General features: G+C 42.3%; 11 protein-coding genes and 1 pseudogene. 4 read left to right on the top strand and 8 right to left on the bottom strand.

Translation table 11 applies throughout. The features are described 5' to 3' along the window. Nucleotides 1-70: 70 nt before the first annotated feature. The 4 genes from OCV36_RS06735 to OCV36_RS06715 all read right to left on the bottom strand — a co-directional run bounded on the left by OCV36_RS06735 (nt 71) and on the right by OCV36_RS06715 (nt 3,797). Entirely contained in the window at nt 71-961 is an 891-nt protein-coding gene (locus OCV36_RS06735; RefSeq protein ID WP_135456429.1) for a hypothetical protein, read from the bottom strand. Between the two features lie 141 nt (nt 962-1,102). Further along, nucleotides 1,103-1,867, bottom strand: a complete 765-nt coding sequence (gene panB, locus OCV36_RS06730; protein ID WP_135456431.1) for a 3-methyl-2-oxobutanoate hydroxymethyltransferase — start codon at nt 1,865-1,867, stop codon at nt 1,103-1,105. Between the two features lie 307 nt (nt 1,868-2,174). Then, nucleotides 2,175-3,317, bottom strand: a complete 1,143-nt coding sequence (locus OCV36_RS06720) for a PIN domain-containing protein (RefSeq protein WP_135456432.1) — start codon at nt 3,315-3,317, stop codon at nt 2,175-2,177. 132 nt (nt 3,318-3,449) lie between these two features. Next, entirely contained in the window at nt 3,450-3,797 is a 348-nt protein-coding gene (locus OCV36_RS06715; protein WP_135456433.1) for a hypothetical protein, read from the bottom strand. Nucleotides 3,798-4,442: 645 nt separating this feature from the next. Between OCV36_RS06715 and ltrA the strand changes: the two genes are divergently transcribed. Beyond that, the gene (gene ltrA, locus OCV36_RS06710) at nt 4,443-5,789 is read left to right on the top strand and encodes a group II intron reverse transcriptase/maturase (protein ID WP_076653296.1); all 1,347 of its coding nucleotides are present in this window, start codon (nt 4,443-4,445) and stop codon (nt 5,787-5,789) included. A 92-nt stretch (nt 5,790-5,881) separates the two neighbouring features. On the opposite strand, the gene OCV36_RS06705 is transcribed toward ltrA, so the two are convergent. After that, a complete protein-coding gene (locus OCV36_RS06705; RefSeq protein WP_135456435.1) occupies nt 5,882-6,526 on the bottom strand; it encodes a hypothetical protein in 645 nt (214 codons plus the stop codon). Between the two features lie 626 nt (nt 6,527-7,152). On the opposite strand from OCV36_RS06705, the gene OCV36_RS06700 reads away from it, so the two are divergent. Together OCV36_RS06700 and OCV36_RS06695 are read left to right on the top strand one after the other, a co-directional pair. Beyond that, nucleotides 7,153-8,976: a M4 family metallopeptidase gene (locus OCV36_RS06700; protein WP_135456437.1), complete on the top strand. Its 1,824-nt coding sequence runs from the start codon at nt 7,153-7,155 to the stop codon at nt 8,974-8,976. A gap of 325 nt (nt 8,977-9,301) precedes the next feature. After that, a pseudogene (locus OCV36_RS06695) lies at nt 9,302-10,512 on the top strand (DUF3103 domain-containing protein). Between the two features lie 183 nt (nt 10,513-10,695). Here OCV36_RS06695 and OCV36_RS06690 read toward each other — a convergent pair. Together OCV36_RS06690 and OCV36_RS06685 are read right to left on the bottom strand one after the other, a co-directional pair. Beyond that, entirely contained in the window at nt 10,696-11,013 is a 318-nt protein-coding gene (locus OCV36_RS06690) for a Dabb family protein (RefSeq protein WP_135456439.1), read from the bottom strand. A 235-nt stretch (nt 11,014-11,248) separates the two neighbouring features. After that, nucleotides 11,249-11,488, bottom strand: a complete 240-nt coding sequence (locus OCV36_RS06685; RefSeq protein ID WP_135456440.1) for a hypothetical protein — start codon at nt 11,486-11,488, stop codon at nt 11,249-11,251. A 272-nt stretch (nt 11,489-11,760) separates the two neighbouring features. Here OCV36_RS06685 and OCV36_RS06680 point away from each other — a divergent pair, with 272 nt between their 5' ends. Further along, nucleotides 11,761-12,636 (top strand): LysR family transcriptional regulator, encoded by an 876-nt coding sequence (locus OCV36_RS06680; protein WP_135456443.1) that lies wholly within the window; start codon nt 11,761-11,763, stop codon nt 12,634-12,636. 135 nt (nt 12,637-12,771) lie between these two features. On the opposite strand, the gene tnaA is transcribed toward OCV36_RS06680, so the two are convergent. Further along, entirely contained in the window at nt 12,772-14,241 is a 1,470-nt protein-coding gene (gene tnaA, locus OCV36_RS06675; protein WP_135456445.1) for a tryptophanase, read from the bottom strand. Nucleotides 14,242-14,486 lie beyond the last annotated feature (245 nt).

Below are 14,486 nucleotides of genomic sequence, written 5' to 3'. Positions count from 1 at the left end.
TGTAAGTTGTACTTCTGCGCTAACTAGACTGATAACGTTGCATAAGTTAAATGCAACGTCCTAATTAAACTCACTTTTCTAACAGACGACACTGATACTCGGCAATGTGCTTTAGCCCCGATGTATGTGCAGGGAATCGTTCGTGAAGAAAGCACAATGCATCCGCTAGGGTTATCTGGTGAAGGTTGGATGTATACCCAAAAACCAATCGGTGGACATTGTCATAGAGCTCACCTGAATTATCTGAGCTTTGACACTGCGCTAGGATAGCTTGATCAATCTCATCGTCAGGATCTTCCAAAGGGCTATTGGCCTGTCGATAAAGATTAGAAAGCATTGCGTCATATTGCTCTTTCGACAACTCTTCCTTGCAACGCAATATCCACGTCAGCGTAATGAGGTTATGCCCAAAGAAACCAAACTGTTTTAAGCATGCTTGTAATACGCTATTGAGATCTACGACTTCACCTGCATAAGTGCTTTGGTCGCCGCCTGAACTTGTCGATGTGACAAATTCAGTGAAGCGGTTGAGGAACGCTGGAACTTGAGACGGCTCTAACTCACTGTAAACACGGTTCAGCGCCAATAAGATAGTCACATTGTGGGAAAGGTATTCGCTGGTTTGAGAAGCCTGCGAAACGTAATGCGAAAAGATATCTTGAAAGCCCTTATTCTCATGCCACTGCATTAAAGCAGCATACGACGCTGGGTATACCCCATTATCCAATATCCTATGAATACGAAAATCCGTAAACTTAGGCGCTTGTAGCGTTGCTGAGTACTCGCCTAAAACTTCAATCTCATTTTTATCTATCAACTCACTCGTTTTAAGCCACACATTGTCGGTTGTGCCGAAATAATCATTAAGGTAATTCGCAGCCAAATAAGCTTTTAATGAATGAGGTTGGTGGATGCTAGCACTGCTATAAAGTGCCTTTTCCAATAGTTGGTCGCTTGTCATGTTTCCTCCATGAAACTGACGTTTGATGAGAGAGTCAAGACAGCTCAACACCGAACGTCCAAATACACATCATATGCTTATCGTAATGCACGGAAAAATGCCATGCATTACGATTTAACCTAAAGCTATTATCTATGTGGCTTATTTGCTCAGGTTGTTCGGAAATACGTTCGTTTTTACTTCCGTAGCAAACTCATTTGCTGCGTCAAAGATAGTTTGGCTGCAATGAGCATACTGTTTTGAAAACGGAGGCCATCGGTTACCAAGTCCGAGCGCATCATTGATCACTAATACCTGACCATCACAATCAGCACCCGCGCCAATCCCAATCGTAGGAATACTAACCTCTTGAGTAATCGATTCGCCAAGTGAAGAAGGAATGTGCTCAAGCACCAACATAAACACACCCGCTTCTTGAATCGCTTTTGCTTCTTCGCTTACGGTTTGAGCATCTTCAGCAGATTGCCCTACTTTCTTGAAATTTGTTGCCGTTTGCGGAGTTAACCCCGTGTGGCCAACAACTGGGATATTGTTTGCGACAAGGTGAGCAATAACATCGAGTTTCGCACCTTCTAGCTTTATGCTGTCTGCACCTGCCTGCATCAGCCTTTTAGCATTAACTAACGCGACTTCAGGAGAACGGTCGGTTAAGTATGGGAGGTCACCAATAATGTGAGTATTTGGAGCACCGCGACGCACTGCCCCTACATGATATTCCATGTGCTCAATGGTCACATCTCGCGTACTGCTAAAGCCCATTTCAACCATGCCGACAGTATCACCAACAAGAATAATAGGTATCCCAGCAGATTCGATACTTGCAGCCACTGGGAATGTATAAGCGGTCAACATCGGAATACGTTGTTTCCCTTTCATTTCCATAAAAGAACTTGGAGTGTGTTTCATGTTCTTGCTCTCATAAAATCATGCGTTATTAAAGCACTGATACTATTAGTTTTAATTGAGCTATGGAAGTGAAAATATGGTGTTAGCTAAACGCCCACAAATTATGTTCAATTCAGAAAATACGTTGAGTTAGTGGACGTTAAACCTAGGGAAAATGATTGTTACGATGAACTATGAATGCAATAACGCCCTGTAAAGGGGTGAGCAACGCAATACCGATGCCTCCGCATACCCCTTAAACATCAAACGCAACGCATAGTAAAAATGCCACGCGTGCCGAATCACTCTTGAGCAATTTGTTATGTGATTAATAGTAGTCCCCGTAATCAAGCTCTAGTTCACCAAAATCCATAGTGGTTATAGAGTCAACTATTTCGACGTCATCAATATCAAGTTCATTTATATCACCACTCAAGTCACCAGAGATGGTAATCAGTATTTCAGACTGAAATTCAGCTTCAGCTGTTACGGTGATACTATTCAAGCCTACGTAATCTCGGTCAATACCATCATAAGCTGATAATGAAAACTCGCCATCTGCTTCCACAGTAATTTCAGCCCAAGCTTCTATGACTACCCAATCTTTATCTGTATCTGTATCTGTATCTGTATCTGTATCTGTATCTACGACTGTGAAATCATGTTCCATGAATTTAAAACTATTAAACCGACCTGATGCCCCATCCGCTTCCCAATAGAATTGAGAATCTGCTTCTTGGTCTGGCGTAAAGCCCAACAGAGCGAGCTCTAAGCTTGATTCGATTTTCGATAGAAATCCGACTGCAGAAGATGAGTCTAAAGACTGCTTGAGGCTTTCGACTAAAGCATATGGGGCTGTTGCAGTGTTAAAGTGTGACAAGGCCTTTGACAAATCGTCTATATGATCAATATTCGCTGAGCTCTGACAGTAACGCTCCCAATCATTATCTTTTGCTACTGCGAGAACCGACTTGCCCTCTTGGTCAGCCCACTCTTCAACAGCCATAAGTATGATGGCATCTGGAAATTCATTCTTCTTTTTACCTGTTTCTGAGAAAGGAGCTTCATTCGAAAAGTATTTCTTTAGCAGTTCACCAACAGAAATATAGTCGTCACACTCTAATTTAAGTGCGTTCGTAGCCTTAAGAAAAGCCTCTAGCCTTGATTTAGCAAGCTCTTCAATTTCTGTGCTATCTACCAGTAACTTCTTAGCATCGTTTAAAATGCTGCCATCAAAAAACAGATGGGAAGACGCATCATTAATAGCTTTTTCTAGTGCGTTACGTGAAACTCTAATTTTCTTATCAAGGTGAGCTAAAATTTCATGTTCTATGACATCAGGCATCAGAAAGTCGATATCACTCTTGGCAAACTGCTTTAGTTTACTTAGTAAACCACTCTCCAACCGTAGTCCGTTCCCGTCAAATATTGATGTATCTACCAATATTGCATCGTATTCTTTCTGACTCATATACCCTCGATTTACCAATAATCACATAACGCCGCATTAAAGTGTGAGCCGCGCTTGGCTATACTTGAGCGAAGCGAAACTGCCAAGAGTTGCGAATCACTCTTAAATGCTTTGTTAGTTATGTATTCAAAGCTACTTCCAGTACTCACCTATGTAACGTACAGGGTTAGAATTATTAAACTGAACATTCTCGTATAGGGCCTTAGGGTCTACTTCTTTAGGATTTGTAAAATACACATCAATTCGACCATCACTATTTGGTTCTGTTTTCTTTGTGGACTCGTGCACAGTTGCCTTTTTAACTTGAGCTAATAGCGCTCTATTATTCTCAGTGTTTGTAATAATAATGTGCTGAATTTCACGATTAACTCTAGCCTTAGAGGCTTTGAACCCGGGTGCGAACCCTTTAACAAGCATCTGATCAATAGCATCTTTATCTAGACTCTCGTTCGCACGAACTACAATTACCGACTTTAACATACTGACACCTTCATAAATCAAAAGGAACATCATACCATAACTACGCGTTAAGGTGTGAGCGACGCTTGGCTATACTTGAGCGAAGCGAAAACGCCAAGCGTTGCGAATCACTCTTAAATACTTTGTGTACGCCCAGCATGGGTATGAACTAATGAGGTGAGAGTCCTCTGTAGGAAAATCACCATTTAATCATCAACTTGTTGATATTAAATGTTAACTACTAGCGAATGGCAAGGGCTTTTCCGCGAGGAATGGTCTGAAGGAAGCCGCGAGCAAAACTGCGAGCTGATGAACAAGAACATCATACTAGGCGTAGGTCAGAGGCGAGTTGGCACAAGACGACGAAGCCAAGTGATTTAATGACCACCGTAAATGATGCAGTTGTGCAGTGAAAGTCCATGTCCTTATCTGGGGAGATCTGCTTAACAAGCGATTGTTAACCTAACCAGCTTGGCCTCTGGTTCAACAGGCCTGGCGCGTGAGCATCATCAACTCACGCGAGCGAAACCGATGAACAACGATAGCGCTTTACGAGGTAACTCGTTAAGTGATTAAGCAGAAGTCAGCAGACGGCATAGTAGCCAAACGCCCATCGTAATGGTTGGGACAAGGTGAAGGCCTGAACATTTAGAAGAAGGAGGAGTCTTGTCAAACTTGTCGATACCCACTACGCCGACAGGCGATTACTATCAACAGCGTAATGATAGGCAACCATCCTTCAACAGCGATCTATTCACTCAATTGCTCCGATCTGAAAATTTACAGCAAGCATGGCGTCAAGTTAAAGCCAACAAAGGTGCGGCAGGTATCGATGGCATGACCATCGACGCCTTCCCGCTTTGGCTACAACAAGGGGGCTGGCAGCAATGTAAATCTCAATTAGAGCACGGTGAATATAAACCCTCAGCGGTCAGACGTGTAGAGATTGATAAACCCGATGGCGGTAAACGCAAATTGGGGATCCCTACCGTTATTGATCGAGTGATACAGCAAGCCATTGCTCAAATACTCACCCCCCTGTTTGACCCCTTCTTTTCGACTAACAGCTTTGGCTTTAGGCCGAATAGAAATGCCAAACAAGCGGTACTGAAAGTACGGGATACCATTAAACAGAAACGAACATTTGCTGTCGATGTTGACCTGTCTAAATTCTTTGACCGAGTTAATCATGATCTCTTGATGACTCAACTGAAGGAAAAGATACAGGATAAGCGTCTACTGGCGCTTATTGGTAAATACCTCCGTGCCGGTGTGATGGTCAACGACCAATTTGAAGCAAGCTCGGAAGGTGTGCCTCAAGGTGGTCCACTCTCGCCATTACTATCAAACATTATGTTGGATAGTCTGGATAAAGAGCTGGAAAACAGAGGGCATCAATTCGCCCGCTACGCGGACGACTTCATTATTCTGGTGAGGTCTCAACGAGCGGGAGTCCGCGTGCTAAAGAGCATTACTCACTACCTCGCCACGACGTTAAAACTGGTTGTTAATGAACAGAAAAGCCAAGTGGTTAAGGTAGCTCAAAGCAAGTTCCTTGGTTTCACCTTTTCCCGAGGTAAGATCCAGTGGCACGCTAAAACGGTACGTATTTTGAAACAAAAGATAAGGCGACTCACAAACCGAAACTGGGGTGTCAGTATGAGTTATCAATTATTTAAACTACGGCAATACCTGCAAGGCTGGATTAATTACTTTGGCATCGCTAACGCTTATCAAGCGTGTGTCGATTTAGACCAGTGGATACGTCGACGAGTACGTATGTGCTACTGGCGTCAGTGGCGTAAACCACGGACAAAGGTGCAAAACTTACTTAAACGCGGAGTCTGGATCCAAACTGCCGTTGGTTGTGGTATCACAAGCAAAGGGCCGTGGCGAAGTTCGAAAACACCTGGGATACAGCAAGCACTGAGTAATGATTACCTTAGGAAGGCGGGATTATTTTCACTGAAAGACGGATGGATCGCTGTTCAATATCCAAACCAGAAGATATAAGTTAGGCGTTCTGAATGAACCGCCCTGTGCGGATCCGCATGCAGGGTGGTGTGGGGGCTGGAGGGTAAATACCTCCGGCTACCCGATTATAGCTAAATCGCACCGTGATAAATTTTATTGTCAAATGAAGCTTTATCAAAACGTCTAATGTAATCAATTAATTTAATTATATACTCATCAAACTGCTCAAAGTCTTCACGAACACTAATATCAAGCATGGCTGATTTTTTGATGTAGTAAACTATACGCGCCCATGACTTGAAGTGTTCTTCAGATAAATCAGCAGCCACTGGCAAAAGCGCAGTTAAAGCATCTACATCAACTTGGCAATGATAGATAAAACTATGGCGAAATGAGCTTGGAGTACTTTTCTCACTTGTAAATTCTGACTTTAATCGATTTAGAACAGTTTGATTTTCAGTATGAGAAAGACCATAAAAACTAAACGATTCTGGCATTGATTTAAAATTGGAGAATTCATTTATTATGAAGATTAAAAACTCTCTAAGGCGCTTTTCTTTGGCTATTTTTTGTTTTGATGCTTCCCGCTCTTGCCATTTATTGAAAACCAGTAAAACGACAAAAAGCTCAAAAAACACGTCTGTAAACTCTGGTAATAGGTTATCGGTATAGTGCTCTAGCCCATATTTAACAAAGCCATGAGTCACAAAATACACTAGTACTAACAAACAACACCACATGATGTTTTTTTTGTTTAAATGTTTAGAAACGTTCAAATTATCTCCAAAATTAATATTTAGCTATAACAGCTATTAGACAGAGAAATTCTGTATTTAAATGCAGAATTTTTCTGTCTAGTTTCTTATGCTGCCTATCTTAAGCGACTTACTCGATTAATAACAATGAGTTATCTTTCTTAGTTTGTGATTGAACAAGAAAATGTAAAATTTTTCTATCTAACAGAACTAAATGTAGAAAAGATTGGATCTGTACTTAATAACATTGTTAAAACAAGTTAACTATTGATAATAAAGACAATATTCCCACTTCCAAAAAATCGATTATTTACTCATTTGTAATTAAGATGAAAACAGAGAAATATCTAAGTTAGTTTAGAGAAATGAATTCTATCGATTAAAACAAATCAGATTTTAATAACTCCCTCCCTATCATACATTTACGATAAATAACAAATTTACATTTTATAAAAACAATTTGATCGATAAGAGCTTTTGTAAACTTTGAATTACATACTCTAAAAATAAATCTCCCTGATAAACTTGTCATAAATCCAAATGCTCTTCCAATCTTGATTCGCAACACATGGTATCATCGTGTTGCATATAGACTTCCTATAAAGCCGTTGGGAAGAAGGAGTTTATATTAAAATCAGGAACGAAAAATGAACCAACAACGTCAACTAAGCTGGAAAATAGCAGCTATTCTAGGTACATCTTTTGGCTTTACTGCACACGCTGCAGAAATGGTCAGAGTCGATAACGATACACTGCTACAACAAAGCCTCGTCGCTCAGTCGAAGAGTGTTGCCCCACTAGAATTAGGTTTTTCTGAAGTAAAACGGGTGGTACTGCCCAATGGAAAAACCAAAGTCCGCTATCAACAAACTCACCTAGGTTTACCCATCTTTAATACTTCGGTCGTGGCCACCCTTTCCAAGAACCAACCCACTCAAGTGTTCGGTTCCATGGCACAAGGGATCAGTGGTGACCTATCCAGCATCGCGCCAAAGCTGAATCGAGAACAAGCGATTGAAGCTGCGATATCCTCTCACCGCACGTTTACTGTCGGCAAAAAGTCGATTGAAAACAAAAACGCGAAACTGATGGTGAGACTGGACGAGAACCAAGTCGCCCAAGTGGTGTATCTGGTCGATTTCTTTATCGCGTCCTCAATGCCAGAGCGCCCTTTCTACTTTATTGATGCCACAACTGGCGATGTGCTCCAAAAATGGAATGGACTAAACCACGCTAAAGCATTAGGTACTGGCCCAGGTGGCAACCTCAAAACCACTCGATATGAATATGGCAGTGACTTCCCTAGCTTTCCCATCGACAAGACAGGTACAACTTGTACGTTAGAAAATGACTCGGTTAAAACTGTAGACTTGAACAACGGAACCTCTGGAAGTTCAGCTTACAGTTACGACTGTAGCGACAACACCAATTATACTGACCACAAATACGTTAATGGCTCCTACTCGCCTCTCAACGATGCTCATTACTTCGGTAATGTCGTGTTTGATATGTACAAAGAGTGGATGAACACATCGCCTTTAACTTTCCAACTGACGATGCGAGTTCATTACAGTACCGACTATGAAAATGCCTTTTGGAATGGCTCATCGATGACCTTTGGGGATGGTGGAAGCACCTTTTACCCATTGGTCGATATCAACGTAAGCGCGCACGAAGTCAGCCACGGCTTCACTGAGCAAAACTCCGGCCTTGTGTACCAAAACATGTCGGGCGGTATCAATGAAGCCTTCTCCGATATTGCGGGCGAAGCGGCTGAATACTACTTACGTGGCAGTGTGGATTGGATTGTCGGAAGCGATATATTCAAATCAGAAGGCGGCTTGCGTTACTTTGATCAACCTTCAAAAGATGGTCGTTCGATTGATCACGCCTCGCAATACTACGATGGCTTGAACGTTCACTTATCTAGCGGTGTTTATAACCGTGCCTTTTACCTTTTAGCGAACAAGTCTGGCTGGGATGTGCGTAAGGGTTTTGAGATATTCACGGTTGCCAACCAGTTGTATTGGACGGCAAACAGTACCTTCGATGCCGGTGCGTGTGGCGTAGCGAAAGCCGCAGCGGACATGGGCTATGTGGTTGCCGATGTTGAAGATGCTTTTAATACAGTAGGCGTCAATGCAAGTTGTGGTGTGATGCCTCCAACTGGCAATGTATTAACGAAAGGCACACCGATTGCGAACTTGAGCGGGAATCAATCCTCAGAGACCTTCTATACCTTCACCGTTGATTCTGCATCCAGCGTGACGGTTTCAATGTCTGGTGGTTCAGGTGATGCCGACCTTTACGTTAAATCAGGCAGTAAGCCGACAACCTCAAGCTACGATTGTCGCCCTTATCGTGCTGGCAACAATGAGCAGTGTAGTGTGAGCGCTCAGCCGGGTATCACCTACCATGTGTTACTGCGCGGATACTCGAACTATTCTGGCCTAACGTTACGTTTAGATTGAGTTAGAACGGGCCTCTTAAACAGGTTATAAAACGAAGAACTAGCGGTTAACCGCGCAACAAAAACCTACTCACTTTGAGTAGGTTTTTTCATGAAACACCATAGTAGTTAATAATATTGTAAATTATTTACTGATACGTTTATTAATTTATAAATATCAAGGTTGCTTAGGCATTGTTTTATAAAAACAGTTTAAATTGAGATCCTGTGCTGCACAACGAAACAAAAATAACTGACTAACTTTTAAACACATTCACGTTACTGATAGGTTAATCCTTATAGGGCAAATGCTCTATTAATGATAAAAATTAAAATAAGGATTATTTATGAGACCATCTATTTCTATCAGTATGGTGCTTGCAACGACAGTGGTTGGCTTCCAGTCCTATGCAAACAATATCGACACAGTAAACTCACGCTCTCTTTCGGAGAACGCCTCAGCACAAAAGCAATCTTTGGCGTTACAAATCAGCGAGCGTTATTCCGATCTTGAGCTTTCCCTAAAGGCTCAAATCTCAGAAAAGAACTTGTCCACGCCTGTCGATAAATTGAGCCCTACTCTGTATTTTCAAGCAGGATGCAGAAAGCGGACCTTGGTTATCGCAAGATGAAAGGGATCAACGACTTCAGCGACTCTGTTTTAGAAATTCGCATGGCTGATGAAGCGATGATTGAAGCCTGGAAGAACGGCGAAAACCCATTATTTGCGTTTGAACCATCAGGTGATGATTCGAATTGGCAATACATTGAAGCGTATGACGTGTACGGACAGGTTCATGAACTCGATGTGTACCAAATGCCAGACGTCCCAGTATTTGTCGTTGATAGCAACGGTGCTGAAGAGCTCAAAGCAGGCTTAATGGCGATGCAGGCCGAGATGCAGAAACTGGGTACAACAACGCAAATCAATTCCGGCTCCAAAAACACAAGCAGCAACAGTGAAAGCCGTAGCACTAAGACACAAACATTTATTGGTAAGGCTACGCGCTCCATGGCTATGTCAGAACCTGAGCCGTTGAATACCACTCAGTTAAAAAAGATTCGTTTGGCTGTAGACCAAGAACCGTGGATCTCTGGCAAAGCTGAAATCTATGCCATTGTGACAGGGGTAGATTCAAGCCGCTTAGAGCCTCAAATAGATCTAGTAGAAATGCCTTATCTGGATTATGACAAACAGACGTACTACCCAAATCAAACCGTCATTTTCTGGCCTCGCTACCGCAGGGGCGCTGCAGATATGATCTTAATGGAGCACGATGATGGAACAGACTATAAAGCGCTAGCAAAACTCTTAGTTCAAGCCGCAGAAGAGATACTGAAGATGATTCCTGATCCAGAAGTTCAGGGTTACGCGATCATCCCTCAGATCACAGGCAAGATTATCGATGTGATTCCTGATGGTGTATTAGTGAATGATGATGACTTTGTGGACGTGTACTACACCTTAATGCAAAACACCTCTTATGTTGATCACCCAGGTGCCGGCGGAAATGCAGTAGCTTCGTTCGCCCCGGTGACTATCTCTCCTACAGAGTAGTTGGTACTTTCTTGATTAGGGCTTTCTCGGTTAGGGCTCTGCCACACAAGCCCTAACGCTTAGTTATTCGAGATGACTCAGCGTATATACCTTGTGTAAATAAACTTTAGGTATATACGCTTTTATCGCTTTAGGCTTTAGGCTTTAGGCTTTAGGCTTTAGAGAGCATGCAGAGAGGACTAATTATAGGGAGTAATCAAACACGATGATGTCGTCTAACAACGGACGAAATACATCTTTCAGCGCATCATGCTCTGGGTGTGGAAGATAGTTCTGACGCCCCTTTTCATCCTTAAACGTCATTAAAACTGAATGGGTATAACCTTGGTTCTTATTCTCTGGGCTATCATTTAACCCCCACTCTACTGAAGTTACCCCGTCAACCTTGTTTGGCATCGCTTCAAATAACATCTTTAGTTTTTGAACCTCTGAAGCCTCTGCGTTTTCTTTAAACTTAATCAATAGAATATGACGAATCATTCCCGTTTCTTTTTGAGTCATTCCTAGTCCTTTTCGAATCGTTCGCTTACTGGCTTGTAATGCTTAACCAACACCTTATTGCGAGTTAGAGTTAGAGTTAGAGTTAGAGTTAGAGTTAGAGAACAAAATGCCACACGTTACACAACATGCCAAGGCTAGATCACTAGGGTTTATAAAATACTCCAAATCCCAAAACAAAAAATGCTGCACCCGAGGGCGCAGCATTTCTTATGACAATGATAGTAAGGTTAGTACATTAATCTCGGCGGCCATTCAACTGGATCGCTTGGCCTTGATCAACGTGCTTTTGGAATTTTATTCCACCGTTAGCGGCTTCATTTCTTCCTTCAAGAGTAGGGTTAGACTCGACACGCTCTGCGTTTACCTGATTACCCTCGCTTCTTGTCATATCGATGGTTCCTGTATAAGTTCCATCAGCAGCAAAAGCAGTATTCATTGAGATAGCCATCAAGCCTAGTGCGATTAACTTTTTCATACATCACCTCTTATGATTTTTTAATATTATATTTGTTTGATTGTTGAGTTTCTTTGTTGAAATAACTTTAACAACCGAATATCAGCTTTTCGAGGAAAACCAATATTTACTAAATGGAAACTCGTTGATAAATCAAAGAAATAGTTCACATCTTGACGTTGTGCTGTCTTAAAAACTGGCAGTGATGATTATGATATTAGAGTCAGATGGTCTTTAGGCTTTCACTGCGCCAAAGATTAGCATCGTTATCATCTAAGCAATTCGGAGTGCTTGTGGACATCAATCTCGATATTCAGAATATCTTGGTCATCAAACGTATGTATGAGCTTCGTAATGTTGGCTTAGTTGCAGAATCGCTAGGAAAAACCCCAGGGGCGATCAGTAAGAACCTTTCGAAATTAAGAGTACAACTGGACGACCCACTGTTCATTCAAACCAAGCATGGGTTCGAACCAACGACATTTATTGAAAACAATATTGATAATTTTGAGCAGATACTAAGCAGTGTCGAGGCGATAAAGCATCAAGAGTTCTGCCCTGTATCTTATCAGGGAGATGTGAAAATCTACGCCAATACACTTTTTTGGGAGCGCTTTGGTTCTAAGCTTTACCTCACTCTGAGTAAAGGAGCCCCGCATGTTCGCTTCTCACTGGAGAGATGGAGCACTAATGTAAAAAACAGAATCATCGAGGGTGAAGACGCAATAGCCGTTCACTACTTTGATGAAAGCCTGCCGCAGTCCATTTCACAGAAAGAGATTGGAAAAGGAAAAGTCGTATTCTTTGTGAGAGAAGATCATAAAGCACAAAGCTTTAAATCGCTCGTCAACTATCCAATCATCTTATTTAAAACCCCGGGCTGGAATGACAATAAATACCCTATTCTCGGTCGCCTTCGAAATATCGGATTTCATGTCGATCCAAAAGTGGAAGCCGATCACCCCGCAATGATCCACGATATTGTGCTGAAGTCCGATTATTTTGGAATCACCCTAGATGGCAGTGTGCCAGAAGGGTGTCGCAGCATTGATTTACCAGAAAATCTTACGATTGATGTGAGTTATGTGATGAGTTGCCGTCGTTCTCAGAAAGATGCTCCATTGAATCAATGGCTTTTTGATACGCTGAGCTCAGTATTAAAACAATAGTACTCCTACGGTTTTAGTTCTGCTTGCTCAAAAAAAGCAAAGGCTCCAATAGGAGCCTTTGTGTTAATGACTGTTTAGCTTTCACTGAAAAATCAGTTCGAAAATTCAACAGACCTTAATGTATTTCCTTGTACTTTAAGCTTCTTCTAGCTCTGGTTTACTCTTCTTTATAGGTTGTTTGATACTGGTTTCTACCTCTTTCAAGCGCGCTGTAAAGTGTCTTAACACAGGCGGTTCATAGGTAAAGTCAAGCCCTTTTACTTTCCCAGCGTTCTCTTTTACTTTCTCGAATGCTTCGATAATGAAATCCATGTGGGTTTGTGTGTACGTCGCTCTTGGAATAGTAAGACGCAATAGCTCCGCAGGGCATGGGTGCTGTTCACCTGTCGCTGGGTCGCGGCCTTGCAGCAATGAACCAATCTCAACCGCTCTGATACCCGCTACTTTATAGAGTTCGCACGCCAAAGCATGTGCTGGGAACTGACCAGCCGGAATATGAGGAAGCAGTTTACCCGCATCTACAAACGCAGCATGACCGCCTGCTTGCTGGCACACGATACCCATTGCTTCTAGTCCATCAACAAGGTATTGAACCTGACCAATACGGTACTCTAACCAATCTTGGCGCATGCCGTCGTATAGACCAACGGCTAAACGCTCCATCGCGCCACCTTCTAAGCCACCATAGGTTGGGAAGCCCTCTTGAACTACACACAGTGTTCGACACTCTGTGTACACATCCATGAAAGAATCGTCTTTGAAGCACAACAAGCCACCCATTTGCACCATCGCATCTTTCTTAGCAGACATTGCTAAGCCATCAGCGTATTTGTAAGACTCACGCGTGATTTGCTCGATTGTCCAATCTTGATAACCCGCTTCGCGCTGTTGAATGAAGAAGGCATTTTCAGCGTAGCGAGCAGAATCCATAATCACTGGAATATCGTACTTCTGAGCCACGTCATACACAGCTTTCAAGTTCGCGATTGATACCGGCTGTCCACCAGCAGAGTTACAGGTAATGGTACTCACGATGTAAGGAACGTTGGCAGCGCCCGCTTCTAAGATCGCTTCTTCCAGTTTCACAACGTCGAAGTTGCCTTTAAAGTCGGCATTCACTGAAGTATCGAACGCTTCTTTGGTGTAGACATTTTTCGCTACACAACAGTTCACTTGAGTGTGGCCTTGCGTGGTATCGAAGAAGTAGTTAGAAAGGGCGACCATTTTGCTGCGATCCAATCCCTTTTCCATTTCACGCTTCTTGATAAGAACAGGAATGTAGATCTGCTCGGCTCCACGCCCTTGGTGTGTTGGAATCGTCAACTTGTAACCGAAGATATCCTTAACCGCATTCGACAATGCATAGTAACTGCGGCTACCACTGTAAGCTTCATCCCCCATTAACATCGCTGCTTGCATACGCTGAGTAATAGAACCTGTACCACTGTCGGTCAGTAAATCGATAAACACATCATCACTATCCAGTAAGAATGGGTTCATGCCCGCGTCAACAATGGCTTGCTCACGATATGCAGAGGTTGTTCTTTTTACTGGTTCTACAACGCGAATACGAAACGGTTCTGGTAGATGCTTGAAGTTTTCCATAATAGTACCTTTCAACAAATTCAGCCTAAACGGGAAAAGCCAAATTCATTATTTTTAAATGTCACGAGTCATCACCATTAATTTAATTTAATTTAATTTAATTTAACGCACGATCACTCTCGTGATAATTACGATTAAAAATTAATAGCTAGAAATAATTTATTAATCAATAACGTATTGATTAGGATCCAATTAATAATAACGAATAGATAAGAACTTCATGCACAACAACACAAATAGCGGCC

The sequence above is a fragment of the Vibrio echinoideorum genome, from assembly GCF_024347455.1.
Classification (GTDB): domain Bacteria; phylum Pseudomonadota; class Gammaproteobacteria; order Enterobacterales; family Vibrionaceae; genus Vibrio; species Vibrio echinoideorum.
Note: the sequence above shows the minus strand (reverse complement) of the source record. Positions and strands in the feature narration are given on the sequence as shown.

What these genes read in the sequence shown, in the direction of transcription:
- OCV36_RS06735 (WP_135456429.1), bottom strand. Translation starts at nt 961, where the DNA reads ATGACAAGCGACCAACTATTGGAAAAGGCACTTTATAGCAGTGCTAGC.
- panB (WP_135456431.1), bottom strand. Translation starts at nt 1,867, where the DNA reads ATGAAACACACTCCAAGTTCTTTTATGGAAATGAAAGGGAAACAACGT.
- OCV36_RS06720 (WP_135456432.1), bottom strand. Translation starts at nt 3,317, where the DNA reads ATGAGTCAGAAAGAATACGATGCAATATTGGTAGATACATCAATATTT.
- OCV36_RS06715 (WP_135456433.1), bottom strand. Translation starts at nt 3,797, where the DNA reads ATGTTAAAGTCGGTAATTGTAGTTCGTGCGAACGAGAGTCTAGATAAA.
- OCV36_RS06700 (WP_135456437.1), top strand. Translation starts at nt 7,153, where the DNA reads ATGAACCAACAACGTCAACTAAGCTGGAAAATAGCAGCTATTCTAGGT.
- OCV36_RS06690 (WP_135456439.1), bottom strand. Translation starts at nt 11,013, where the DNA reads ATGACTCAAAAAGAAACGGGAATGATTCGTCATATTCTATTGATTAAG.
- OCV36_RS06685 (WP_135456440.1), bottom strand. Translation starts at nt 11,488, where the DNA reads ATGAAAAAGTTAATCGCACTAGGCTTGATGGCTATCTCAATGAATACT.
- tnaA (WP_135456445.1), bottom strand. Translation starts at nt 14,241, where the DNA reads ATGGAAAACTTCAAGCATCTACCAGAACCGTTTCGTATTCGCGTTGTA.